Consider the following 25,295-nt stretch of genomic DNA (forward strand, 5'->3'; position numbering starts at 1 on the left):
CGCGAATAAAATTTTAATCAATCTTTCCATAATACGCTATCTCCTAAGATATACTGGCTCCTATAACAAAGGACAGACCAACCGAAATACAAAGGGAAATGAAGCCGACCGAACGATTATCTGCTTGAATCTCTTCATCCACTTTGAATTTTGGCGTCAGGAACTCGAACAAAAGGTAGGCAAAGATGAGCAATGTAAAGCCATACAACCCCCAGCCCATCATTTGCGGCAAGCTATTATGCTGCTCAATGGAATAGCGAAAAATATTAGCCACTCCAAAGATTTTCCCGCCCGTTGCCATAGCAACCGACAGATTACCTTTTCGAATTTCTTCCCAGTTTTTATATTTTGTTACGATTTCAAATAAAACCATGGAGACGATCAGACATAGAACGACGACACTGAAGTAACCTGCAGTCTCTACTAATGGATGACCCCAAAAACCAGTATTATTCATGTATTCGGCACCTTCTTTATGTTCTCTTGCATGTCATACGGTTCAGGCAGCCGAAAAGTTTCATTTTATTTTAATTCTACGATTGTAACACCGTGACCGCCTTCTCCCGCCTCGCCAAAGCGATAGGAATTGACGCGGGAATGTTTTTTCAAATACTGTTGGACACCTTTTTGCAGTGCGCCTGTCCCTTTTCCATGAATGATTGAGACTTGATGATAATTGGACAACAATGCATCATCAATATATTTTTCCGTTCGTGCAATCGCATCTTCATAACGCTCCCCGCGCAGATCTAGTTCCAGTTTTACATGACCTGAACGCCCCCGGACGGCTGCAGAGGTCACTTGTTTCTTCTCTTTCTCAGGTTTTACATATTCCAAACCTAATTCCGGCAACTTCATTTTCAAGATTCCTATTTCGACGACCCATTCTTTATCCGAGACTTTCTCAACGAGCGTACCCTTTTGTCCGTATGCCAGCACTTTTACCTCATCGCCCTTTTGCAATGGACGAGGAGCTGCTTTTGCCTTGATGGCTTTCTTTTTCTTTTCAGCAGGCGTAGCACTTTCAAGCCGTTTTCTCGCTTCAATTAGTTCGTGTTCTTTCACACTTGCCCCTGCATTCATTCGTAACGCACGTAAGTCAGAAATAACGGCTTCAGATTCGGATTTTGCTTTTTCCACGATCTTTTTCGCCCGTTCTTTTGCAGCTTCCGTCAAGCGCTCTTTCTGTTCTTCAAATTCTGCCAGCTTCGCATTCAATTCCTTCTTTAATTGTTCTGTTTCAAGAAGTAAATCATGCGTGCGTTCAGCATCTTTTTCAGACTGCACCCGACTGGTCTCTAGAGAAGCAATCATCGAATCCACTTCGCCGCGATCCTCACCTGTAAACCCTTTTGCCCGATCAATAATATGATTATGCAAACCGAGTCGTTTCGATATTTCGAACGCATTGCTTCGACCGGGAACGCCGATCAGCAGACGATACGTAGGGCTTAATGTATCGATATCGAATTCCACGCTGGCATTTGCGACACCCGGACGATTATAGCCATACGCCTTTAGTTCAGGATAGTGAGTCGTTGCCATTACACGCGCGCCGCTGCCATGCACTTCATCCAAAATCGAAATGGCCAGTGCTGCTCCTTCTTGAGGATCTGTCCCTGAGCCTAGCTCGTCAAATAATAGTAATGACCGGTCATCGAACTTCTTCAAAATGTCTACGATATTGACCATATGAGAAGAAAATGTACTCAAACTTTGCTCGATAGACTGCTCGTCTCCAATATCGGCATAAATCGAATCAAAGACCGCAATTTCAGAACCGTCCAATACAGGGATTGGCAGTCCAGATTGGGCCATCAGTGTACATAAGCCCACGGTTTTTAGTGTAACTGTCTTACCTCCTGTATTCGGTCCTGTGATGACGATTGTCGTGATATCTTGGCCGAATTCAATCGTATTGGCAACCGCTTCTTCAATTGGCAACAGCGGATGACGCGCTTTTGTAAGACGCATATACCCGTCTGCGTTTACAGCAGGTTTGGTACATTTATTCGCCGTTCCATACTTCGCTTTCGCCAAGATCACATCAATTTCCGCCAATAGCTGCACTAACGTAAAGAGGTCATGTGCCACTTCCCGGACACTGGCGGATAATGCGAGCAAGATCTTCTCGATTTCTTCCTGCTCTTTCACTTTTAAACTGCGGATTTCATTATTCGCTTGAACGACAGCGTCCGGCTCGATAAATAAAGTCTGACCTGAAGAAGACATGTCGTGAATAACACCGCCATAATGCGAGCGATATTCTGCCTTGACAGGGATAACATACCGATCGTTACGGATTGTTACGATTGCATCGGACAGCATTTTCGCTGCATTCTTCCCTCTCGTATAACTTTCAAGCCGTTCGCGCACTCGACTTTCTTGCACGCGTAAGCTTTGACGAATCGATCGCAATGCCGAAGAAGCACTATCAACTACTCGTCCATTATCATCAATCGCGGCATTGATCTCATGCTCAACACCCGTCAAAATCGGCATTGCTTCTTTGCGGGCAATTAAATGAGGGATGTTAATTTCTCCTTCTGCAGTTACAGCCTCCAAGAACTGGCGTAAGATTCGGCTTGCACGTATAGTATCCGCAATTTCCACAAGCTCCATAGCACTCAGCATTCCGCCGATTTGCGCACGTTTCGCATGTGGTCGGATGTCATGAATACCCCCCATCGGGACATTCCCTCGAATACGTAACAAAGCAAGTCCCTCATCCGTTTCTTCCAATAAACGCTGAACATCTTCCAGTTCACGTGAAGGCGTAAGTTGTTCTACGTGTGCTCTTCCCGCTACTGATGTACAGTGCGTCGCGACTTGCTGAATTATTTTATTAAATTCAAGTGTTTTTAAGACACGTTTTTCCAACGTCTCACACTTCCTTTCATCTGCGTATCACGTTCTTGATGAATGTTTCAAGCGGCCAAGTATTGATGACCATCTCAGCTGGAAGCCATGCCTTTTGAGCATACTCTACACCAATAGGCATATAGTCAAGCTGTTCGGTCGCATGTGCATCCGTATTGATCGCAATGTTCACACCCGCTTCTTTCGCTTGAATCAAATATTCTGTACGCAAATCCAAACGATAGGGACTCGCGTTCAATTCTAATATTTTACCGTACTCGCTCGCCCATTTGATCAATTGATCCATATCGGGATTATAACCTTCCCGCTGACCAATGATCCTGCCTGTCGGGTGCGCAATCATATGGACAAAGGGATTTTTGCAGGCAGAATGCAGGCGCTCCATAATTTGCTCTTGCGGCTGATTGAAACTCGAATGAATCGATGCAATGACGAAATCCAATTGCTCTAGAATTTCATCTTCAAAATCCAATGTTCCGTCTGGCAAAATATCCATTTCCGTTCCGCAAAAAACTTCAATATCATCATATTTCGCACTCACTTCACGGATTTCTTCTATCTGCTTCAGCAATCGTTCAGGTGTCAGACCATTTGCTACTTTTAAATAATGAGAATGATCGGTGATTACCATATGGGAATAGCCTTTTGCCCGACACGCCTCCACCATTTCTTCTATAGAATAGCCGCCGTCTGACCACGTCGTATGCATATGCAGATCCGAACGAATCTGATCAGGCATGACAATATTTGCGATTTCATCGGCGCGCTCAATCTCTGTACCGTCTTTTCGAATACTCGGCGGAATAAAAGGTAAGTCGAAATGTGCGAAAAATTCTTTCTCGCTTTTGAAAGTCTGAACATTTCCTGCCTCATCTTCTACTCCATATTCACTGATTTTCAGCTTTTTACTTTTCGCGAGCTGCCGCATCCGAACATTATGTGCTGCAGAACCAGTGAAATGATGGAGTGCAGTGGCAAATTGGGCTTCTGTAACAAAACGGAAATCCGCATCAATCGGTTTTTCTGTGTCGAGTGAAATAGAAAGCTTAGCATCACCTGCTGCGATGATCTTTTCAATCGGCAATACGGAAAGAATTTTTTCACGCACTGTTTCCGGTTTTTCCGTCACGATGATCCAATCCACGTCAGAACTTTCTTCTTCACGTCTGCGGTAACTGCCGGCAACTTGAAACTTATCGACTTCTTTAATCAGTTCCAATTCCGCTTCAACAATATTTACGACTTTTTCTACTTGCCAAATCGGCGTCTTTCCGGAGCGTTCCGCAAGCAATTCGATTTCACGTAATAGGTTTTCTTCTGTCTTCTTGCCAAAACCAGGCACTGTACTCACCTGTTTTTCTTCGCATGCTTTCCGAAGCGATTCCACCGAATCAATATTCAACGCCTCTCTTAATTTGGCGATCTTTTTCCCACCAAGTCCCGGTATGTTCAGCAAAGGAATTAACCCTTTTGGCACTTGGTCTTCCAATTCTTTTAGCACTTCGGATGTGCCGTTTTCCATCAAATCGGTAATGACCGCACCTGTTCCTTTTCCGATTCCTTTCAATGACAGGATATCGTCCATTTCGGATAAACTTCTTGTATCTAATTCAAGTACAGAAGCCGCCTTTCGGAAAGCCGCTACTTTAAAGTGGTTTTCTCCAAGCAACTCCATATAGAGTGCAATTTTTTCAAACGTGCGAATGATTGTCTTTTTATTCAAATCGTTACCCTCCCTACTCTGTTAAAAAAGCTTCCACGCTAACGGGAAGCTGTCAGTTCATATGTACACTGCTTACAGACGGGCGTTAACCCATATACACAAACCACCAATTTTTGATGGCCGATGAGATGACCGGCGTATGTTCGAACATCGCTTTTGCCAGCAAGGAATGGCGCAAGGAATTTTGAATGACCTCAATTGGTAAAATTGCCAAAACGGATAAAAAGAAAAAGATAATGAAATAAAATTCAATAAATCCGAGACCAGCGCCAAGTAAACGTGCACCGAAACCAAGAACAGGCAAATGCTTCAAAAAGTCCAACATCGAGCCAATTAACTGTAATACCAGCTTGACTGCGACAAAAATGAATATAAATGCGATGAGCCGATAAAACGTCATATCCAAGTCTAAGTGATCAAATGTCCAACTAAGTTTCGAATCAGCCGTAGCCCCAGGATACGGAATCCACAAGATGAGCTTCTCCGCTAATTGTTTGTAATACATATACGCAACGATAATCGACACGATCAGTCCAAGCATATGGATCAGCTGGACGATCAACCCACGTCTGAAGCCCGTGATCAAACCGCCGACTAACAAGAAAATTATCAGTAAATCAACCATTTTTCGCCTCTCAACCCTTCAACTTTTTCACTTCTTCTTCTAATTGCTGTACGGTTTCTTCCAGTTTTAAATAGTCATGCACACTATTAACAGCAGTCAAAACAGCTATTTTTGTACTGTCCAAGTAAGGATTGCGTTTACTGATTTCCCGCATTCTCTCATCAACGAGCGAGGCAACATGACGTACATGATTAGACGTTTCCGTGCCAACGATTGTATAGGTTTGTCCATAGATTCCAACTGCCACTCTTGTCTTTTCTTTGTCCGCCACTATTCCGCCCTCCTCTGAAAAACCCTGTTAATAATCATACCATGAATAACAATTGGTTGTGAATCAATTATGCCTCATATCTACATTCTCTCAACTATTTTAAATGGTTCTGTTCATTATGCACTAGCTTTTCAGGTATACTAAGTAGAAAATCCTTTCAGGAAGTGAGTGAACGATTTAGTGAGTAACCAAGTCATCGTCCTTAATGAAAATGAAATGCCTAAAGTTCTGAATTTCTACGAGCAAAATAAAATTACACGCAATGCACCAGGCGTGATTTTCGCTGCAAAGACAGCTGATACTTCCATCACAGCATATCGATCCGGCAAAGTGCTGTTTCAAGGGGCTGGTGCCGATCGAGAAGCTGCACGCTGGTCCCCTTCCCTAACTCCATCAACGGCTGCTAAAACAAAAAGTTCTGCAGCAAAAGGTGATGTCTTGCCCGAGAATTTCGCTACTTTGTCTGTAATAGGTTCAGACGAGACTGGAACAGGCGACTTTTTCGGTCCAATTACGGTAGCTGCCTGTTTTGTCAGCCGTGATAAAATAGAACTGGTCCGCGAACTAGGAGTGAAAGATTCGAAACAGCTGACGGATGTCTATATGCAACAAATCGCAGAGGACTTGAAACAGGTTGTCCCACATTGTGTGCTGACCCTCGATAATGACAAATACAATGAAATCCAAAAAAAAGGCTGGTCACAAGGAAAAATCAAAGCCGTACTACACAACCAAGCGATTCAACAAGTTCTCGAACAAATGCAGCCTGAGTTGCCCGAATATATTTTAATCGACCAATTTGCCGAACGAAGAATTTACTACAATCATTTAAAAAATGAGTCGACAATCATTCGTGACAAAGTGTTATTTTCGACAAAAGCAGAGAATTTGCATGTATCCGTAGCAACGGCATCCATTCTAGCACGTGTGGCTTTCTTGGAAGAAATGGATCGGCTGAGTGCCAAGGCAGGAGTTACGCTGCCAAAAGGCGCCGGTCCGAAAGTCGACCAAATCGCTTGTCAGATCATACGTAAAAAAGGCGAACCGTTTTTACATTCCATCACGAAAGTACATTTCGCCAATACACAAAAAGCATTGAAACTAGCATATAAGAAATAAGGTAAAAACACCGCAGTCCTCGTAAGAGAACTGCGGTTCATTTTTTTTAAGATCTCAATTGTGCATTAGCTTGTACTGTCAGTGCATCCAGCACTTTCTTGTGCGCATTGACTACTTCTTCATCTGTCAAAGTACGTTCAGGATCAAAGTACGTTAACGAGAAGGCCAAGGATTTCTTGCCCTCTTCAACATTTTTTCCTTCGTACAGATCGAACAACTGAACGGTCTTCAGCAGCTTGCCGCCCGCTTGCAAAATAATAGCCTGCAAGTTCGCAGCAGATGTGTCGCGATCAACGACTAATGCGATATCACGGGAGATCGATGGATAGCGAGGTACTGGCTCGTAGAAGAGCTCCTCCGCCGCCGTTTCCATGATCATGCGTAAATTCATTTCCATTACGTACGTTTCCTGCAAATCGCGTTGATTTTGTACAGTCGGGTGTACTTGGCCCAACATACCTACCGCTTGGTCACCTAGCCATACAGTTGCAGTTCGGCCAGGGTGCATGCCTTCTACCGTAGCTTTAGTAAATTGGATGCGCTCGAGCAATCCTAATTGTTCAAACAGCCCTTCCACAATCCCTTTCATGACGAAGAAATCTACTTTTTTCGTCTCACCTTGCCACGCATGGTGAACCCACTTGCCAGTTAATACGGCTGCCACATGCTCGACTTCTTTCGGCAATCCATCTTCTTCGATGCCAAGGAACACGGAACCTGTTTCATATAACGCAACCGATTCGTTGCGACGTGCCGTATTGTACGTAGCTGCATCGAGTAAATGGGGGATCAAACTTTGGCGAAGTACGCTGCGCTCTTCACTCATCGGCATAAGAAGCTCTGTGACGGGAGCTGTCTCCAGTGCAAAAGCTTGTGCATCTTTTGGTGAAGCCAATGAATATGTCAATGCCTGCGAAAGACCCGCTGCTTCTAAAAATCTGCGGACGATGCGCCGCTTTTCTTGATATGGAGTTAATCCACCTGGTGTACTTTCCACAACCGGCAAAGTTTTCGGTATCTCATCATAGCCGTAAAGACGAGCAATTTCCTCAATTATATCTTCTTTGATTCGCAAGTCTTGTCGTCTCGTCGGAATATCCATCACGAGCTGACCATTGATCGCTTCCGTAGGAATTTGCAGACGGTCCATGATCGACTTCATTTCGTCCATCGGAATCTTCATACCTAGACGATTGTTAACGTAATCTGGAGACAGAATGATTCTCTCGGCAGTTTTATCCAACTCATCAAATTGAACTGAACCTTCAAGGACTTCCCCGCCAGCAAGTTCAGCCATCAGTTGTGCTGCACGTTCTACTGCTTCAGCCACCCGATTTGGATCTACACCCTTTTCAAATCGTGTACTCGCATCGCTACGCAGTCCAACTTCTTTTGAAGTCCGACGTACAGAACTTGGTGCGAAATAAGCCGATTCGATGACGACAGTCGCAGTTCCCTCATGCACTTCCGAGTTCGCTCCGCCCATCACACCTGCAAGTGCAACCGGCTCCACCCCGTTCGTGATAACGAGCTGATGGCCATTCAATGTACGTTCTGCCTGATCGAGCGTCACAATTTTTTCGCCTTCACGGGCATGACGCACAACGATTTCTTTCGTTTCCAGACGATCGTAATCAAACGCATGCAACGGCTGACCATATTCCAACAGCACATAGTTCGTGATGTCGACGATATTATTATGCGGACGGATTCCTGCAGACATCAATGTATTTTGCAGCCACTGCGGGGATTCCGCCACTTTGACGTTCTTCACGACTTTCGCAATATACATCGGATTGTCCTCTTGAGCTTCTACCGCCAACTTTAAATAGTCCTGTGCTTTTTCTGAAGATTCTTCAAAAGAAATAGCCGGCAACTTGATGTCTTTCGACAGTATTGCCCCTACTTCATATGCAACCCCTAGCATACTGAGTGCATCCGAACGGTTCGGTGTCAAGTCAAATTCCATTACTTGATCGTATAATCCAAGATGAGTCAACGCACTTTCTCCAGCTTGCACATCATTCGGCAAAACATAAATTCCTTCTGCATAGGTTTTCGGAACTACTTTCCCTTCAATGCCCAGTTCTTGCAATGAACAAATCATACCGTTTGACTCTTCGCCGCGAAGTTTCGCTTTTTTGATCTTCATTCCACCCGGCAACATAGCTCCCGGACGTGCAACGATGACTTTTTGACCTGCCGCAATATTCGGCGCGCCGCAAATGATTTGAGTGATTTCTCCACCCACATCCACTTGACAAATATGTAATTTGTCCGCTTCTGGATGTTTTACGCAGTCCGTTACGTATCCGATCACTATATTGTCCATACCGAATGAACGATCAATGATACCGTCTACTTCAATCCCAGCACGAGTAATTTTTTCAGCTAGTTCTTCTACGCTGAGTTCATTCCAATCTACATACTTACTTAACCAATTTGTTGATACTAACATCAGTACGCCTCCTTACGCCTCTGCCCGGTGGAATTGTGAAATAAACCGAATGTCATTTGTATAGAAATGACGAATATCTTCCACTCCGTATTTTAACATCGCAATCCGTTCAGGCCCCATGCCGAACGCAAAGCCAGTCACTTCTTCCGGATTATAGCCCGCCATTTTCAGCACATTAGGATGCACCATGCCGGCTCCCAGAATTTCTATCCAACCTGTTTTCTTACAAACGTTACATCCTGATCCGCCACATTTGAAGCAAGAGATATCCATCTCTACAGATGGTTCAGTGAATGGGAAGAAACTTGGGCGCAAACGGATTTCACGATCTGCTCCAAATAATTTCTTCGCCAATAAATCAAGAGTACCTTTCAAGTCACTCATGCGAATGTTTTCGCCAACGACCAATCCTTCAATCTGAGTAAATTGGTGGGAGTGTGTTGCGTCATCTGAGTCACGTCGATACACTTTTCCTGGGCAGATGATCTTAATGGCAGCACCATCTTTCGCTTCCATCGTCCGTGCCTGCACGGGAGACGTGTGGGTACGCAGTAAAATATCTTCCGTAATATAGAAGGAGTCCTGCATGTCGCGAGCTGGGTGTCCTTTTGGAAGATTGAGTGCCTCGAAGTTGTAGTAGTCTTTTTCCACTTCAGGTCCTTCCGCGATTTCATATCCCATACTGATAAAGAAGTCTTCGATTTCTTCTACAACTCGGGTTAGCGGATGGTGGTTGCCAAGCTCTACTGGGCGACCAGGCAGTGTCACGTCAATGGATTCTTTTTCGAGTTGCTCTTGGATGGCTTGCTGTTCAAGTGTTTCTTTGCGCTCTTCCAGAATTCCAGTTACACTTTCGCGGATTTCGTTGACGAGCGCGCCCATTTTTGGTCGTTCTTCTGCAGGAAGTTTACCCATTCCTTTTAGCAGGTCTGTGATGGGTCCTTTTTTCCCCAGGTAGGCCACGCGTACGTCGTTGAGTTCTTTGATGGTTTGGGATTCTTTGATTTTTGCAATGACTTGTTCTTTCAGTTCATGCAGTTGTTCTTTCATGTTCATAGCTCCTCTCTTGAGTTCAATAGTGGTTTAAAACTATGTAAGATGGATTGGCTGCTAAGCACCGTTGATTTCCGTTCCAGACGGACGCTTTCCGCGGGGCGGGCGGTGAGCCTCCTCGGTCGCTCTGCTCCCTGTGGAGTCTCACCTGTCCCGCTAATCCCGCTGGAGTCGCCGTCTTCCACTACAATCAACTAGATATTCTTCAAATCAAGAAAAACTATCTAAAGAATAAAAAAACAAATCAACTTGTATAGTTTCCGAAAAACAAAAAACTCGCCCCTGTAAAAGGGACGAGGTCGAGTTCGCGGTACCACCCTGATTAGTTCGCATCTTGAAGAATGTGATGCAAAATCACTTGATTTGGAATAACGGTCCTTTGCCGGCACGCTTTTACATTGCTGGTCCTAGCGTGCAGCTCGCAGGGTGAATTCGATGGGGCGACGTTTTTCACATTTTCAGTCGAGGTGTGAAATCCCTAAGAACGTGCTGTGCCATGTACTTTTCCCGGTCGTTGCTGTTTGTATGATTCATCTTGTAGTATACCGTAAAAGACAATTGCCTTCAACAGTCAACTCAATGATCGCGGAGCGTGTATAGCAAAATACCTGTTGCGACGGCTACGTTCAATGATTCCGCCTGCCCATAGAGCGGGATTTTTACTACTTGATTGGCTTTTGAAAGAAGGTCCGGGTCTACGCCGCTACCTTCATTGCCAACAAGTAAGGCGAATTCTGATTGTGCAGTGATTTCATTAAGAGAGACTGCTTCCTGCAAACCGGTACCGATGATTGGAATATTATTCGATTTCAGACGTTCCAGCCATGGCATTAATTCACCACGCACGACAGGAATATGGAAGTGTGACCCTTGTGCAGAGCGCACAGTCTTCGGATTAAACGGATCGGCGCAGCCCTTGCCAAGAACTACGGCATCGAGGCCGCCTGCGTCTGCAGTGCGGATCATTGTTCCGATATTGCCAGGGTCTTGCACAGCGTCTATCAATAAAAGCCGTTTCCATTCATGCTGGTCTGCTTCGTCATATTGCGGTTGTTTGCAATAGGCAAAGACACCTTGTGTTTGTTCGGTTTCCGAAATTTCCTTGGAGACTGCGGCCGTCAATTCGATGATCGGTACATCCCAATGAGCAGGAATATCAAAATCTTCTCTCACAAGCAATTGAATGACTAAATCCTTGTGTTTTAATGCTTCTTCGACGAGATGGAATCCCTCTACGAGAAACTCATTTGTTTGATCTCGTTCTTTCCGTGTCATCACTAATTTCTTCCAATGTTTCACTAATGAATTTTGTGTGGATTCTATACGTTTATTCAAGAGGCTGTACATCCTTTTTTCTTTTTAGTGTACCAAACGCGCGTATATTTAGCGACTGTTGTGGAAAAGATGAAGGTAGGAGGTTGATGAAATGAATTTTCAAATACGCGATGCAATTGCCGCAAATATGACGAATAATAGTTCACAGGATGTACGCAGTGTAATCGATGATGCAATTCAGCGGGGCGAAGAACATTTGTTACCAGGCCTCGGCGTTTTTTTCGAACAGCTTTGGCAGCGTGCCGATGATAAGGAAAAAGATGCGATGACAAATGAGTTGTCTCAAGCATTCGCTAAAGCGCAATAAATCGAACAACAGCTAAAAATCCTCCACTTTGTAAAAAGCGGAGGATTTTTTACTGTGCTGTTTAATTGACTGAATACTGTTCTCGTAAGTGATCGCGCAATGCTGCTTTCAGGAACTTCCCTACCGAAGTCTTCGGGATTTCTTTAACGAAGAGCACTTCATCCGGAACCCACCAGCTGGCGAATTGACCTTTTAAATAGTCTCTCAGTTCTTCTTTCTTGCTGTCATCTTCCGTGACACCTTCATTCAATACTACACAGGCAAGCGGGCGTTCCATCCATTTTTCATGAGGCACCGCGACGACGGCTGCTTCATAAACCGATTCATGTGTCATAAGGGCGTTCTCCAGATCTACAGATGAAATCCATTCGCCACCGCTTTTTATCAAGTCTTTCGTTCGATCCATTAACTTCAGATAACCATCTTCGGTCATGATCGCAATATCCCCTGTGTAGAGCCAGCCGTCTTTAAATGCTTCCTCTGTTCGTTCATCTTTATAGTATTCACTTGCAATCCATGGTCCTTTGACCGTCAACTCGCCCATCGTTTTGCCATCCCACGGCACTTCACCTTCTTCGTTGACTACTCGTATATCCAGTCCCGGCATGACCAACCCTTGTAAAGCACGGATTTCAATTCGCTCGTCCATTGTCAAATCCTTCATCGATGAAGTGAGGACAGATAAACTGACAAGCGGACTTGTCTCCGTCATTCCGTAACCAACTATAAACGGGATATTATATTTTTCCTCAAATGCACGGATTAGTCCCTTTGGTGAAGCCGAACCACCACAGACAATGACACGCAATGAAGAGAGGTCACGTGGATTTTGTTGCAATTCTTTCAGTGCAGCGAGCCAGATGGTCGGCACACCGGCAGTAATCGTTACTTTTTCTGCCTCAATCAGGTCTAAGAGAACCGCCGGATTAAAGCCTGGTCCCGGCAGCACTTGCGTTGTTCCAAAAAAGACGCCTGCGAATGGAAGGCCCCAGGCATTTGCATGAAACATCGGTACAACGGACATAGCGATATCGCGCTCGCAAAGCCCCATTGCATCCGCAAGGCCAAGCGCGTAACTATGCAACACCAATCCGCGATGCGTGTATATTACACCTTTTGGATTCCCTGTCGTCGCAGATGTATAGCATAATCCCGCAGGTGTATTTTCATCCAAGTCTTCAGGATAGTCGTATTCATCGGAAGCAGCTTCGAGCAGCGCTTCGTAAGAATGGACATTTTCAAGTGATGTTTCGGGCAAATCTTTGCTGTCACTCATTACGACAATATGTTTAACGGATTTCAACATGGGTGCCATTTTTTCAAAATGAGGGAGAAAATCTTCATCGACGAGAAGGATTTCATCTTCTGCATGATTGATGACGTAGACAATATGCTCGGGTGATAATCGAATATTGATCATATGAAGGATCGCACCTGTACAAGGCACGCCAAAATATGCCTCCAAATGACGGTGATGGTTCCACGCAAAGGTACCAACCCTTGTTCCTTTTTCCATTCCTAGCTGCGTTAAGGCATTCGATAATTTGCGTGTCCTCTTTGCCCATTCTCGGTATGTAAACCGCTGAATTGTTTGTTCTCCAGTACGTGAGATAACCATCTTTTCTGGAAAAAATCGTTCTGCCCTTTTAATAAATGATGACAAAATTAGTGGTGTCTGCATCATATCCATCCGCTCCTCTTAATTTAGAAGTGAAAATCATTATCCATCGCCTTACCAACTGAACATCTGCTTGTCCAATCGTCTAAAATGAAAAGCATCTATGCGCAATGGGATGGAGTTTGTTTCCCCGGATGTACTCTATGCGCCGATGAGGTCTACTATGAATTCCTGCAATGACACTTTAAGTTTACTTTATGGACATAGTATACACATTATCAAACTATTCTGTCTACCATTATTTGAATATTAAATGAATTTTTGCCTCATCCAAGAGAATATGTCTACACCAAGCACCGACAGGATCCCAAATATAATTGCCCAAACAGCTAGACTGATTAACATCCAGAAAGCAGTTTGTTTTTTTGTCGAGCCAAGTGCCAATGCCAAGAATGTAGCAAGATGAGAGCCGATTAAAATTGGACCAAGTAAGGAAAGACCCGGAATCCCGTAATGTCTCCAAATATTCTCAGCACGAACAGTACGTTTGGAAGGCATCGAAACATCTTTTTTCCTTTTGCTTTCCCACCATTCTTTCAACTTCTGGAATACAATGATCTCTAGTAAAATGGTTGCAGCATTACCAGCAAAACCAATGATTACAGCTAAAACTGGCGGGATACCGCGCAAGATACCTAACGGGACAGCCACCAACACTTCAAATCCAGGAACAGCTGCTATCAAAAATACGAGTAAATAGGTCAACAAAGCTTTTCCTCCTCGATTTCAATTGATCGTATTATAACAAAATAATGTTCATCTAAACATCACGACAAAAAAACCACTCTCCCGATCAACAGGGAAAGCAGTCCGGTTTTCTTTATATTCTTATAATAAAGAAGCTAAAATCGCTTTTTGTGCATGCAAACGATTGCCCGCTTGTTGGAAGACGTATGAGTTCGGTCCATCGATTACAGACGTTGCAACTTCTTCTTCTCGGTGTGCCGGCAGACAGTGCAAGAATACATAATCTTTGTGTGCATGGCCCACTAGCTGATCATTTATCTGGAAATCTTTAAAATCGATCAAACGTTTTGCAGCTTCTTCTTCTTGCCCCATACTCGTCCAGACGTCTGTATAGATCGCGTCTGACTCAGAAGCAGCTTCGACTGGATCATACGTTGAAATAACGCTGCCGCCATTCTTCTCTGCAATCTTTTTCGCCTTTTCCAGAAGGCCGGCATTGTATTCATAGCCTTCCGGCGTAGCAACTGCCACATGCATTCCCATATGCGCTCCTGCAATGACCAATGAATGCGCAACATTATTGCCATCACCGATGTAGGAAAGCTTTAAACCTTTCAAATCACCTTTCACTTCTTTAATTGTCAATAAATCCGCCATCGCTTGACAAGGATGGAATATATCTGTCAATCCATTGATTACTGGTACAGACGTATGCTCTGCCAACTCTTCCACCATTTTATGGGATTTCGCACGAATCATAACGCCGTCCAAAAATTCAGACAGCACATGCCCCGTATCATAAACAGACTCCCCACGGCCAATTTGCAAATCACGCGCGTTCATGAATATTCCATGTCCGCCTAAATGAATCATGCCGACTTCGAATGAAATACGAGTTCGTGTTGAATGTTTTTCGAAAATCATGCCAAGCGTCTTGCCTGCCAGGACAGGAGGCATAGTTCCAGCCAATGTGTCTTGCTTCATATCATACGCTTGTTGTAATAAATAGGCGATTTCTTCACTGGAATAATCCAATAATGTCAAGAAGTCGCGTCCCTTTAACGTTTCTTTTTCTATCATCGCTTTTGTTTGATTATTAGTCGCCATTTTCCGATCCCCTACCATCCATTTAAAGTATTATGCATTAGTATACATATGTATAATTATGAAGTCAAATGAATTTTTATTAATAAAACAGCGATACCTGAAAAGGCATCGCTGTCGTCTAGAAAGTATTATTCAAATGTGATTTTTTGAACCGTTTCGGAGTCCAAGCGCTTCATTAATTCAACCAATAGTTTTACTGTATTTTCGAAGTCTGCTCGATGCAGCATAGCCGCATGCGAATGAATATAACGAGTTGGAATACAGATTGCCAGTGTCGGTATTCCAGTCCCGCTTACATGAATGGATCCAGCATCTGTTCCGCCGCCCGACATTGTCGCGAATTGGTATGGGACGCCGATTTCCTCTGCTGTCTCTACGACAAAATTACGTAAGCCTGTATGCGACACCATAGAAGCATCATATAACAGAATTTGAGGTCCTTCTCCCATATTTCCAACAGCTTCCTTATCAGAAACTCCAGGTGTATCACCAGCAATTCCTACATCGACTGCGAAACCGATGTCAGGCTGGATTTTATTGGTCGCGGTTTTAGCTCCGCGCAAGCCGACTTCTTCTTGAATAACGCCAACGCCATAGACTTGGTTTGGATGCTTTTCATCTTTTAATCGCTTCATTACTTCAATCGCGATTGCGCAGCCAATTCGATTGTCCCAGGCTTTTGCCAATAGGAAATTTTCGTTTTTCATGACTGTGAATTCGAAGTATGGCACTGCCATATCTCCAGGAAGGACGCCCCATGAAAGGACTTCTTCTTTCGATACAGCGCCAACATCAATGAACATGTCTTTAATGTCGACTGGCTTTTTGCGTGCTTCCGGTGTTAGGATGTGCGGCGGTTTTGAACCGATGATGCCCGTGATCGTTTCTCCTGACCGAGTTACGATGGATACACGTTGTGCAAGCATGACTTGTGACCACCAGCCACCTACTGTTTGGAAGTAAATGAAACCTTTGTCGTCAATCCGTGTAATCATGAAACCTACTTCATCTAAGTGACCCGCTATCATGATTTTCGGGCCGTTTACGTCACCTGTCTTACTCGCGATCAGCGATCCAAGTCCGTCATGATCGATTTCGTCTGCGTACGGTTCGATATGTTTTTTCATAGCGTCCCGTGCTTCCCGTTCGTTTCCTGGAATGCCTCGAGCATCCGTCAGGTCTTTCATCATTTCTAACGTTTCATCTAGTTTCATAAAAGGCTCTTCCTCCTAGTTCTTAAATTTCTAAAGTGTCCTGAATAGGTGTATTTACAGCAATTCCTTACGAATCTCCGCTGGCGACTTGGGAGAAAGAAGGCCCGGTGCTATGTCATAAACAGTTTTCGCGCCTGTGTCGCCTTTTTGCTGTAGTTTGTGAGCTGCGCGTGCGTAGGCTACTAATACGCTTGACGTGAATTCAGGGTTGCTGTCTAATTTCAGGGAAAATTCTATTACTTGGTCTGTACTTTCACCTGTTTTCCCGCTTCGGATGACAAATCCGCCGTGCGGCATTTTCGCATGATCACGGTGCAATTCTTCCTCGGAAATGAAGTTGACCGTTGTATTATAGTCCGCGAAGTAATCCGGCATCGTGACGATCGTTTCGCGAACTTGTTCTTCGCTAGTCCCCTCTTCTAAGACCACATAACATTCGCGTGTGTGTTTTTCTTTTGTGGACAGTTCAGGAAGTTCACCATTGCGTACACGATTCATTGCGTCTTCAGCCGGTAATGTGTATTGAACGCCTGCTTTGACTCCGTCTACTCGTCTCACCGCATCCGAATGTCCTTGACTTAGCCCCTTGCCCCAGAACGTATACGTTTCGCCTTCTGGCAAAATCGCTTCGCCCAACATACGGTTAATCGAGAACAAGCCCGGGTCCCAGCCGACTGAAATGATGGCCGTTGTTCCTGCAGCTTGTGCGACTTCATCGACGGTAGCAAAATATTCTGGAATTTTGGCATGCGTGTCGTAACTATCGACTGTTGTGAAGTGTTTGGCCAATGCAGGTCCTTGTTCTGGCAAATCGTTTTTAGAACCGCCACAAAGGATCAGCACATCGATATCGTCTTTGAATGATTCAATTTCGTCCAATTTATGAACAGGCACTTGATCAGACAGCAATTGCACGTCCACTGGCTCTCTCCGTGTAAATACACCAACCAACGTCATATCTTCATTTTGACTAATCGCGGACTCTACGCCGCGTCCCAGATTTCCGTATCCAGCGATTCCTACTCGTATTTTGTTATTCAAGAATACACATCCCCTTCTACTTTCTTGTTTACCTTTCTCATTTTACCGTGAAGGTTGATAGATTGCGAATATTTTTCCGAATTAAGATAAGCGTATGTCGACAGCCGCAGTTTTCGAAAAAGGGATCGTGCTAGCGCAATTCAAAATCTGGACGCAATTACGCCAAGACGTCTGTGATTGTTGAGCTGTTTCGTTCATTTCATAGAGATTCATGGTAAAATAGGGGCAGTTGAATTATTTGAAAAGTAGGGGTTCATAATGCGCTTTTTTGTTTATTTAATTGTCTTCTTCTCGTTTTTCGATTTATTTTCACAGCTCCCTGTTATTAGTCCATTTGCGACTTCGCTGGGCGCTTCTTCATTTATTGTTGGTTTGTCAGTCGGAATCTATTCATTTTCGAATGTTTTCGGAAATATTATCTCGGGGATTCTGACCGATCGAAAGGGTCCATTCTACATATTGCTGTTTGGATTGCTCACTTCTGCCTTATCTTTATTTTCTTATGCGCTGATTGAAGGCTCCGCGACATTGATCGGTGTCCGTTTCCTGCATGGTTTGACAGAAGGTTTGATCGTTCCGGCAGCATTCACTTTTCTTGCGAACGGTTCTGAGCGCTCAAAAAGAGGACGCAATGCAGCGATTTCAGGTGCTTTTGTTGGGTTGGCAGCCATTTTCGGACCTGCTTACAGCGGTATCGTTTCTGTCCATACAAGTGTCGTGACGATCATGGCAATTAACGGGACCTTCATGGTTCTGTTGACGATAGGAGCTTTCCTATTTTTACGCTCGTTTACATTTGTTAGGAAAGTGAAAACGGAAACACAAAAAGCAGTGAAGCCATTGGCATTTTTTCGCCACCCAGGAATTATCCGTGCATTTCTCGGTGCTTTCTTCTTGATGTTCTCTCAAGGCGTTTTAGCATTGGTCCTTCCGTTAAAAGTTGAGTTTCTACAGTATGATGCCAAAACGACCGGTATGCTGCTAAGCGTTTTCGGTTTTGTTGCCGTGCTGATTTTCCTTTTGCCGGTCAACCGAATTTTTGACTTTGCGCGACCGATGTTGACATTGGCGATCGGGTTATTTCTAATGAGCGCCAGTATGCTGTTTTTATCGCAAGTGGATCAATTGTCCCTAATGCTGACAGCCATGATTGTTTACGGCATGGGTTTTGCTTTATTATTCCCTTCCATCAATTCATTGCTGATTGATTCTACTAAACCTGAAACCAGAGGGAAGGCATATGGCTTTTTCTATGCATTCTTTTCATTTGGAGTCGTAGTAGGATCCAGTGCAATCGGTATTCTGGACTTAGGGTCTCAGCATGCGTTTATGCTCGCAAGTGGCATTTTGTTCCTAGCGGGAGTTTTTACGGTTATTGGTCTACGAAAAGATATACAGCCTGTTGACAAAACGACGACAATCCAGTAATGTCTTGATAGAAATGAATAACCCGTCTGGGAGAGGTTCATAGCGACCCTCTATAAAAAACTATGGATGATGAATTTTCGCCATGTCCATTGACATGGCTTTTTTTATTTTAGCAGCATTTTTGCAGAAATAAATAAGTAAATTTACCTCGTCTATGAACCTCCCTGACCACTTACACAGGAGGTTTTTTTAAATGGCAGGAAGAGATGAATCAACTTTGCATGACTTAACATTACTAGGAAATCAGAATACGGTCTATGATTATTCCTACAATCCAAATTTACTGGAATCCATCGATAATTTACACCAGGGACGTGATTACTTCGTAAAATTTAATTGCCCGGAATTCACTTCACTATGTCCTCAAACCGGTCAACCCGATTTTGCGACAATCTATATCAGCTTCATTCCCGATTCGAAACTTGTCGAAAGTAAGTCACTGAAACTCTATTTATTCAGTTTCCGAAATCACGGTGATTTCCATGAGGACTGCGTCAATTCAATCATGATGGATTTGGTCAACTTACTTGAACCTCGTTATATTGAAGTATGGGGTAAGTTCACACCGCGCGGTGGTTTATCGATCGATCCGTATTGTAATTACGGCAAGCCTGGCACAAAGTTTGAACAGATGGCGGAGCAGCGCTTGTTCCAACACGATTTGTATCCTGAGAAAGTGGATAATCGGTGATGGAACAATGAGATACTATTTAAGCGGAACATTTGTCGGTCTACTCATTCTTTCAAATATTTTGGCGGTCAAATTAGTCAGTTTCGGAAGCTGGATCGTGTTGCCGGCAGCGGCCATTGTCTATGTTTGTACATATCCTATTTTAGATGTCTTAACAGAAACATACGGTAAGGAAGTCGCGCGTCAAACTGTGCTCACTGGTTTATTTGCCCAGCTTTTATCCAGTATGTTCATCTGGCTTGCGATCAATTTGCCTGCCGCGCCGGTATATCAGGACCAAGAAGCTTTCCAAACGATTTTTTCGGCAGGTTTTCGTGTAACGCTCGCGAGTTTGACTGCCTATATTGTCAGTCAAAATCTAGACGTCACGATTTTCCATAAACTTAAAGAAAAACACGGTGAGAAGAAACTATGGATCCGTAATAATGCGTCTACCATGACTAGTCAATTGGTCGACACCGTAATCTTCATCACGATTGCATTCTACGGTATTATGCCGATTAGCGCTTTACTTGTACTGATTGGCACGCAATATATTTTCAAATTCGTTGTTGCTTTAGTCGATACACCGATTGTCTACTTATTGGTCGCTATATGTCGTCGAATCGAAGCGAGAAAAGAAAAAAACTCTCGCCTATTAACTAATTCGGACGCAGTGATTTCAAATCAATAATTTATCTTTATTCAGTAGAAACCTCTCGCCACTATAGGAGATGAAACGAATGTGGTGTTATTTCCTGTTCTTCGGGTATTCAAATGCTCGCTGAACAATAGGAGTACGCAGGCTAAGAACGCCACGTCCTGTGGCAACGCCTGCATGAGCTACATCCTGCTGGCCCAAGCACAATTCAAAACTAAAAGAAGCCGATCCAATCAAAAATTGATTGAATCGGCTCTTTTTTATGCTTGTTGAGCTGAAAAGGATAGGATGGCTTCTAGGAACACGTCGCCGTAGCGCTCTAACTTCGTTTCACCGACCCCTTGTACCGTCAGCAATTCATCGTCGGTTGCCGGCATTTTGGCCACCATATCACGCAGCGTCTTATCCGAGAAAATAACAAATGGCGGTACTCCTGCTTCCTGTGCCAATTTCAGGCGAAGCGCACGCAACTCATTGAATAATGGATCGTCTTTAGCCACAACGGTCGTGACCATCTCGCCTTTACGCCACACTTTCACTTTCCCGAGAAGTACATCCTTCCCTTCTTCACTCACAAAAATGATCGGAAAAGGACCACTTTCCACTTGCAAATAATTCTCCGAAATCAAAAACTCAATGAAATCCGCAACGTCTTTGGCACTTCGTTCTTTCATCAGGCCATACGTCGTCAGCTGATCAAAATTAAATTCCATCAGTTTTTTATTTTTCGAACCTGTCAATACTTGTGCGACCATAGTTTTTCCGAATCGCTGTCCCATCCGGATCACGCAAGAGAGAACTTTTTGCGTGTCGACTGTGACATCAAATTGCTCTCGCGTATCAGTACAATTTCCGCATCGTTTACAGTCTTCTGCATCGTTTTCACCAAAATATGTGATGATATGCTTTTGAAGACACCCTTCAGTATGGCAATAATCGACCATCACCTGCATCTTCTTGATTTCATTCGAAACACGCGTGGAATCAGGTGATTGTTCGATCAGGAAACGCTGCGTCTGCACATCTTGCGAAGAGAATAAGAGGTAACAATCACTATCGAGCCCATCCCGGCCTGCTCTTCCGGCTTCTTGATAATAACTTTCCATGTTTTTTGGCATTTGGTAATGAATAACGTATCTTATATTGGACTTATCAATACCCATTCCAAACGCATTTGTCGCCACCATGACGCGCGCTTCTTCCATTATGAAACGATCTTGTTGATGCTGTCGTTCCTGATCCGGCAAGCCTGCATGATATTTTGCAACCGCAATACCATTTTTCTCTAACGTCGAGTATACTTGCTCTACTGCTTTTCGCGTAGCTGCATAGATGATACCCGATTCACTTTTGTTCTTCTGCGTATAATCTTTGACAAATTGATCCCGGTTTTGTCCTTTGACTACTGAAAACACTAAGTTGCTCCGTTCGAATCCTGTTACGACGCGGCTGACAGGCGGGATGTGGAGTTGCTGGCAAATGTCATCCTGAACTTCCGGAGTCGCTGTTGCAGTCAAAGCAAGAATAATCGGCCGCCTGTTTAAATAGTCTAGAATACGATGGATATTTCGATAGCTTGGACGAAAATCATGTCCCCATTGCGAAATACAATGCGCTTCATCGATCGCAATCAACGGAATATTCATTTTCTGCAATTGATGCAGGAACGATTCAGACTCCAAACGCTCAGGAGCAACGTATAAAAGCTTATACATGCCTGCTGTTGCATTATCCATCGTACCGAAATACTCTTCTGTCGATAATGTGCTGTTTATATAGGCCGCAGGGATACCTAATTGGTGCAGTGCATCGACTTGGTCCTTCATCAATGAAATGAGCGGCGAAATGACGAGCACTGTGCCCTCCATCGCAAGAGCAGGCACTTGGTAACAAATGGACTTTCCGCCGCCTGTAGGCATGACGCAAAGCGTATCATCGCCCTGTAACACTTGATCGATGACCCGCTGTTGGCCTTCCCGGAACTCTGAATATCCAAAATGCTTAGCTAATATGTCTAATGGATCGTGAATGATCGCCGCCTCCTTCCCGAATTGCTATTTTGTTTCATTGAAATAATAACCGTTCTTCTTCCCGACTATGTAATTCGTTGATTACCATCAAGCCATAAAACTTCTGCATGATTTCCGGTGTCACTTGCGGATCCTTCTCACGCAATGCTTCGATATCTTGTACTACTAAACGCATCAAATCATGATCACGTGTCAATTGGATAATTTCTCGTTCGAGCTCTGGATTCTCAGCTAAGATTTGCTTATAGAAACCTTCCTCTTCGGCATCTGCATGGCTGATCACTCTCGTTTTCCAGTAATCTATTAAATCATCGCACGCTTGATTGACCATTTCCTGCTCACCTTGCTCTAGAAAACCCACCAAATCTTCCGTCTTCATCACGGCACCTGATAGGCCGCCTTCATGGATTGCTCGATGTGAATGCAGCTGTCTTAAAGCGGGTCCTGACATATCAACCACTCCTTCATCGTTTCCCTAATCATAACAGAATTGCAGAGACACGTGAACTCCCCACCACTTAACACCCTTTCAGGTTGTTTGAAGTGGGGGCTTCTCGACTTATCGCTGCTTTTACTAGCCAACGAAAACTGACCGAGCTACCCCTCTTGTTCCAAGAGTTTTTGTTTTGATTTCACGGTAATGCTACCATCAATTTCCCATCATTTCGGCTGTTGATGGCGGCGTTCCAATCTCTATCAGATTCGAACCCGCACGCACAGGAGTAGAGTCGTTCAGAAAGGGCAACCTTTTTACATGTCCGCAATTTGAGCAGGTTTTAGTTGAAGGAACCACTTGTTGATTTTGATAAGGTGCTTTCCTTGCTTCACCAACTTATAGTGCAGAAACGTGGTGAACATTCCCCATCCGTTGTCCGCAACACTTTTACCGAAGTGAAGGGATTGCGACATCCCTTTCATGTTGAGGGCTTCGATGACGACACAATCATATTTGTTTGCCAACTGACGAGATTTCTTGTGTAAGAAGTCCTTTCGTTGATTCGCCACCTGCTCATGTAGTGCAGCGACTTTGATTCGCTGTTTTTTGTATCAAGCGGAACCTTTCGTTCTGCGTGAAAGGACTTTCTGTTCCTTTGAAAGTTTTTCTTGTATCTGCCGATATAAGCGAGAGTGATTGGACTTCTCGACCAAAGAAACTCTTTCCAAAGCCTCTTCTTCATTTCTGGAAAGATACGTCTCGAACTCGCACCCTTGTAAGCATTGATAAATTTCGAGGGTTCAGTGTTTGGGTGAGCCTTGAAAAATATGTGGACATGATTCTGATCATGATTCCATTCGACTAAAGAAATCATGTAATTTTTGCATAATCCGAGATCACATCGTCCATCGCTTTTCGGCGGTATTTGACGGCCTTCACGAGATGATAATACAGTAAGAACAATGAATGATTGTTGCTATCCAAATTCATTGATACATCATTCCCTCTATCACCAGCCGAAATTCTTCCCCCCTTACCGTTGGGCTTCGCCTTGCACACGCTTGAAGAGGGAGACTTCTTTCGGAGAATGTTAAATAAAGACAGAAAGATGAGTGAAACATTGGTTAATCAACACACATAATATTACCAAATAAAAAAAGCCTTGCAGAAAACTCCCTGCAAGACGTATTTCAGACTTTCGCGACTCGGATTCGGCTCACCATCAGCCATGCGAGCAATCCCATGAAGATCACAAAATATGGCGGTTGAATATACGGTACTGCAAAATAACTCAAAGTCAGCAGCACACCGGCAGCCGTAATCGGTAAGCCGAAGAACGTGCCGTCAAACTCTTCGACATTATATCGAGCTAATCGCACAGCACCGGCTAAAATATAAAACAGCACTGCAGATAAACCAATCCATAATGTTTGTGACAAAGCAGCGTCATAGATGAGAATAGCCGGTGCTACCCCAAATGAAACTAAATCGCTTAGCGAATCAAGTTCTTTACCGAATAAAGACTCCATATTGTAGTGTCTTGCCACCATCCCATCGAATCGATCAAAAATAGCTGCAAAGAATATGAACATCAAACTCATATGCCCATGTCCTTTTAACACAAGTAATATTGCTATAATTCCTAAACTTAAATTGAAAAGTGTAATAATATTCGCCAATTGTGATTTGAGTTTAGTATAATCAAAATATCTGAATGAAAACATTTCATTGCCTCCTCACTGACTAATCCATTATAATCCTTTACAGAAGGGATGAAAAGATGAAAAAACATATTTTTAAAACATTTGTCGAGTTGACGGGGCATCCGATCAGTTCTTCAATTATAAAAAACTTCACTGCCTCCGCAATCAGTAAGCCATTGATCAAGCCATTTTCTTCATTCTATCGTATTCAGCAACAGGAAGCAGAATTCCCAATGAATGAATATAAAAGTTTGAATGCCTTTTTCACGAGGTCTCTGAAAGCCGGCAGCCGGCCAATTGATAACGATCCGAACACATTGATTTCACCAGTTGACGGGGTCTTGAGCTACTCAGGTCCTGTCAATGAACAACAGCAGTTTGTAGTGAAGGACAAAAACTACAGTATTACGGACCTTTTCGGCGATACAAGTAAAGCAGAACCTTATCAAAATGGTTATTATTATTTGTTTTACCTATCCCCTCAGCATTACCATCATTTCCACTACCCTGTTTCTGGAAAGTTGGTCAGTCGCTATGCATTAGGAACGACTTCCTATCCTGTAAACGATTTAGGAATTCGAATGAAAGATGAGCTGTTCTCCTCAAACTATCGGATCATTTCAGAGTTGGAAACTGCATGTGGCCGGGTTGCGATCGTTAAGGTCGGTGCGTTGAATGTCAATAGTATTCGTATTGCAGATTCTTCTAAGGACTGTGTGAAGGGTGAAGATTTTGGTCACTTTGCATTCGGTTCTACCGTGATTCTATTCATTGAAAACAAAAACTCTCTCGCTCCGCTAAATCTACCTTTTACAGAAGTGCAGGTCGGTGATAAAATCGGAGAGTGGCAATATTAAATAGATGAGGTT

General features: G+C 43.8%; 22 protein-coding genes, 2 pseudogenes and 1 other annotated feature. Of the genes and pseudogenes, 6 read left to right on the plus strand and 18 right to left on the minus strand.

Features of this window, described 5'->3' with window-relative positions; all coding sequences use genetic code 11:
- Positions 1-43: 43 nt before the first annotated feature.
- From MKX97_RS10085 to zapA, 5 genes are all read right to left on the minus strand, one after another.
- On the minus strand, positions 44-457 hold the full coding sequence (locus tag MKX97_RS10085; RefSeq protein ID WP_009497584.1) for a DUF350 domain-containing protein: 414 nt from the start codon (positions 455-457) through the stop codon (positions 44-46).
- Between the two features lie 65 nt (positions 458-522).
- Positions 523-2,880, minus strand: coding sequence for an endonuclease MutS2 (locus MKX97_RS10090; protein WP_009497585.1), 2,358 nt, complete (start codon positions 2,878-2,880; stop codon positions 523-525).
- Between the two features lie 16 nt (positions 2,881-2,896).
- Positions 2,897-4,603, minus strand: a complete 1,707-nt coding sequence (gene polX, locus MKX97_RS10095; RefSeq protein ID WP_342535896.1) for a DNA polymerase/3'-5' exonuclease PolX — start codon at positions 4,601-4,603, stop codon at positions 2,897-2,899.
- 85 nt (positions 4,604-4,688) lie between these two features.
- Entirely contained in the window at positions 4,689-5,228 is a 540-nt protein-coding gene (locus MKX97_RS10100) for a CvpA family protein (RefSeq protein WP_009497587.1), read from the minus strand.
- Between the two features lie 10 nt (positions 5,229-5,238).
- On the minus strand, positions 5,239-5,499 hold the full coding sequence (gene zapA, locus MKX97_RS10105; protein WP_009497588.1) for a cell division protein ZapA: 261 nt from the start codon (positions 5,497-5,499) through the stop codon (positions 5,239-5,241).
- Positions 5,500-5,679: 180 nt separating this feature from the next.
- Between zapA and rnhC the strand changes: the two genes are divergently transcribed.
- Positions 5,680-6,618: a ribonuclease HIII gene (gene rnhC, locus MKX97_RS10110; RefSeq protein WP_078817016.1), complete on the plus strand. Its 939-nt coding sequence runs from the start codon at positions 5,680-5,682 to the stop codon at positions 6,616-6,618.
- Positions 6,619-6,664: 46 nt separating this feature from the next.
- Here rnhC and pheT read toward each other — a convergent pair whose 3' ends face one another.
- The 3 genes from pheT to MKX97_RS10125 form a co-directional block, all read right to left on the minus strand.
- Entirely contained in the window at positions 6,665-9,076 is a 2,412-nt protein-coding gene (pheT, locus tag MKX97_RS10115; protein ID WP_342535897.1) for a phenylalanine--tRNA ligase subunit beta, read from the minus strand.
- Positions 9,077-9,088: 12 nt separating this feature from the next.
- Positions 9,089-10,126 carry a phenylalanine--tRNA ligase subunit alpha gene (gene pheS / locus MKX97_RS10120; RefSeq protein WP_342535898.1) on the minus strand — a complete coding sequence of 346 codons (1,038 nt, stop codon included), beginning with the start codon at positions 10,124-10,126 and terminating at the stop codon, positions 9,089-9,091.
- Between the two features lie 289 nt (positions 10,127-10,415).
- Positions 10,416-10,653 (minus strand) — a binding site (T-box leader).
- 52 nt (positions 10,654-10,705) lie between these two features.
- Positions 10,706-11,476 (minus strand): RNA methyltransferase, encoded by a 771-nt coding sequence (locus tag MKX97_RS10125; protein ID WP_342535899.1) that lies wholly within the window; start codon positions 11,474-11,476, stop codon positions 10,706-10,708.
- Between the two features lie 79 nt (positions 11,477-11,555).
- On the opposite strand from MKX97_RS10125, the gene sspI reads away from it, so the two are divergent.
- Positions 11,556-11,771 (plus strand): small acid-soluble spore protein SspI, encoded by a 216-nt coding sequence (gene sspI / locus MKX97_RS10130; RefSeq protein ID WP_009497593.1) that lies wholly within the window; start codon positions 11,556-11,558, stop codon positions 11,769-11,771.
- Positions 11,772-11,832: 61 nt separating this feature from the next.
- Here sspI and MKX97_RS10135 read toward each other — a convergent pair whose 3' ends face one another.
- The 5 genes from MKX97_RS10135 to MKX97_RS10155 form a co-directional block, all read right to left on the minus strand.
- Positions 11,833-13,455: a long-chain fatty acid--CoA ligase gene (locus MKX97_RS10135; RefSeq protein ID WP_342535900.1), complete on the minus strand. Its 1,623-nt coding sequence runs from the start codon at positions 13,453-13,455 to the stop codon at positions 11,833-11,835.
- 243 nt (positions 13,456-13,698) lie between these two features.
- The gene (locus tag MKX97_RS10140; RefSeq protein ID WP_342535901.1) at positions 13,699-14,157 is read right to left on the minus strand and encodes a small multi-drug export protein; all 459 of its coding nucleotides are present in this window, start codon (positions 14,155-14,157) and stop codon (positions 13,699-13,701) included.
- A gap of 120 nt (positions 14,158-14,277) precedes the next feature.
- Positions 14,278-15,243: an ornithine carbamoyltransferase gene (gene argF, locus MKX97_RS10145; protein WP_340759018.1), complete on the minus strand. Its 966-nt coding sequence runs from the start codon at positions 15,241-15,243 to the stop codon at positions 14,278-14,280.
- Between the two features lie 128 nt (positions 15,244-15,371).
- Entirely contained in the window at positions 15,372-16,457 is a 1,086-nt protein-coding gene (locus MKX97_RS10150) for a M42 family metallopeptidase (protein WP_342535902.1), read from the minus strand.
- Positions 16,458-16,511: 54 nt separating this feature from the next.
- A complete protein-coding gene (locus tag MKX97_RS10155) occupies positions 16,512-17,498 on the minus strand; it encodes a diaminopimelate dehydrogenase (RefSeq protein WP_342535903.1) in 987 nt (328 codons plus the stop codon).
- A 258-nt stretch (positions 17,499-17,756) separates the two neighbouring features.
- Here MKX97_RS10155 and MKX97_RS10160 point away from each other — a divergent pair, with 258 nt between their 5' ends.
- The 3 genes from MKX97_RS10160 (at position 17,757) to MKX97_RS10170 (ending at position 20,290) form a co-directional block, all read left to right on the plus strand.
- Positions 17,757-18,926, plus strand: coding sequence for an MFS transporter (locus MKX97_RS10160; protein ID WP_342535904.1), 1,170 nt, complete (start codon positions 17,757-17,759; stop codon positions 18,924-18,926).
- A gap of 193 nt (positions 18,927-19,119) precedes the next feature.
- Positions 19,120-19,617 carry a preQ(1) synthase gene (gene queF / locus MKX97_RS10165; protein WP_340759021.1) on the plus strand — a complete coding sequence of 166 codons (498 nt, stop codon included), beginning with the start codon at positions 19,120-19,122 and terminating at the stop codon, positions 19,615-19,617.
- 7 nt (positions 19,618-19,624) lie between these two features.
- A complete protein-coding gene (locus tag MKX97_RS10170; protein WP_342535905.1) occupies positions 19,625-20,290 on the plus strand; it encodes a queuosine precursor transporter in 666 nt (221 codons plus the stop codon).
- Positions 20,291-20,517: 227 nt separating this feature from the next.
- On the opposite strand, the gene recQ is transcribed toward MKX97_RS10170, so the two are convergent.
- The 5 genes and pseudogenes from recQ to pssA form a co-directional block, all read right to left on the minus strand.
- Positions 20,518-22,290: a DNA helicase RecQ gene (gene recQ, locus MKX97_RS10175; protein WP_342537503.1), complete on the minus strand. Its 1,773-nt coding sequence runs from the start codon at positions 22,288-22,290 to the stop codon at positions 20,518-20,520.
- Between the two features lie 31 nt (positions 22,291-22,321).
- Complete coding sequence (locus tag MKX97_RS10180) at positions 22,322-22,738, minus strand: hemerythrin domain-containing protein (protein WP_009497604.1); 417 nt, start codon at positions 22,736-22,738, stop codon at positions 22,322-22,324.
- A gap of 181 nt (positions 22,739-22,919) precedes the next feature.
- Positions 22,920-23,421: pseudogene (locus MKX97_RS10185) on the minus strand (transposase); the annotation flags it as partial.
- Positions 23,422-23,423: 2 nt separating this feature from the next.
- Positions 23,424-23,713, minus strand: a pseudogene (tnpA, locus tag MKX97_RS10190) (IS200/IS605 family transposase); the annotation flags it as partial.
- 200 nt (positions 23,714-23,913) lie between these two features.
- The gene (gene pssA, locus MKX97_RS10195) at positions 23,914-24,447 is read right to left on the minus strand and encodes a CDP-diacylglycerol--serine O-phosphatidyltransferase (protein ID WP_009497608.1); all 534 of its coding nucleotides are present in this window, start codon (positions 24,445-24,447) and stop codon (positions 23,914-23,916) included.
- A gap of 56 nt (positions 24,448-24,503) precedes the next feature.
- On the opposite strand from pssA, the gene asd reads away from it, so the two are divergent.
- Positions 24,504-25,283: an archaetidylserine decarboxylase gene (asd, locus tag MKX97_RS10200; protein ID WP_009497609.1), complete on the plus strand. Its 780-nt coding sequence runs from the start codon at positions 24,504-24,506 to the stop codon at positions 25,281-25,283.
- Positions 25,284-25,295: the final 12 nt, after the last annotated feature.

This window comes from Sporosarcina sp. FSL K6-3508 (assembly GCF_038615825.1).
GTDB classification, from domain to species: domain Bacteria; phylum Bacillota; class Bacilli; order Bacillales_A; family Planococcaceae; genus Sporosarcina; species Sporosarcina newyorkensis.

Coding starts and splice junctions, on each gene's coding strand:
- MKX97_RS10180 (WP_009497604.1), bottom strand. CDS start 22,738: ATGTCAGGACCCGCTTTAAGACAGCTGCATTCACATCGAGCAATCCAT.
- MKX97_RS10100 (WP_009497587.1), bottom strand. CDS start 5,228: ATGGTTGATTTACTGATAATTTTCTTGTTAGTCGGCGGTTTGATCACG.
- MKX97_RS10150 (WP_342535902.1), bottom strand. CDS start 16,457: ATGAAACTAGATGAAACGTTAGAAATGATGAAAGACCTGACGGATGCT.
- pssA (WP_009497608.1), bottom strand. CDS start 24,447: ATGTTTTCATTCAGATATTTTGATTATACTAAACTCAAATCACAATTG.
- sspI (WP_009497593.1), top strand. CDS start 11,556: ATGAATTTTCAAATACGCGATGCAATTGCCGCAAATATGACGAATAAT.
- asd (WP_009497609.1), top strand. CDS start 24,504: ATGAAAAAACATATTTTTAAAACATTTGTCGAGTTGACGGGGCATCCG.
- MKX97_RS10085 (WP_009497584.1), bottom strand. CDS start 457: ATGAATAATACTGGTTTTTGGGGTCATCCATTAGTAGAGACTGCAGGT.
- MKX97_RS10125 (WP_342535899.1), bottom strand. CDS start 11,476: ATGTACAGCCTCTTGAATAAACGTATAGAATCCACACAAAATTCATTA.
- pheT (WP_342535897.1), bottom strand. CDS start 9,076: ATGTTAGTATCAACAAATTGGTTAAGTAAGTATGTAGATTGGAATGAA.
- MKX97_RS10170 (WP_342535905.1), top strand. CDS start 19,625: ATGAGATACTATTTAAGCGGAACATTTGTCGGTCTACTCATTCTTTCA.
- MKX97_RS10160 (WP_342535904.1), top strand. CDS start 17,757: ATGCGCTTTTTTGTTTATTTAATTGTCTTCTTCTCGTTTTTCGATTTA.
- argF (WP_340759018.1), bottom strand. CDS start 15,243: ATGGCGACTAATAATCAAACAAAAGCGATGATAGAAAAAGAAACGTTA.
- MKX97_RS10135 (WP_342535900.1), bottom strand. CDS start 13,455: ATGATGCAGACACCACTAATTTTGTCATCATTTATTAAAAGGGCAGAA.
- pheS (WP_342535898.1), bottom strand. CDS start 10,126: ATGAAAGAACAACTGCATGAACTGAAAGAACAAGTCATTGCAAAAATC.
- queF (WP_340759021.1), top strand. CDS start 19,120: ATGGCAGGAAGAGATGAATCAACTTTGCATGACTTAACATTACTAGGA.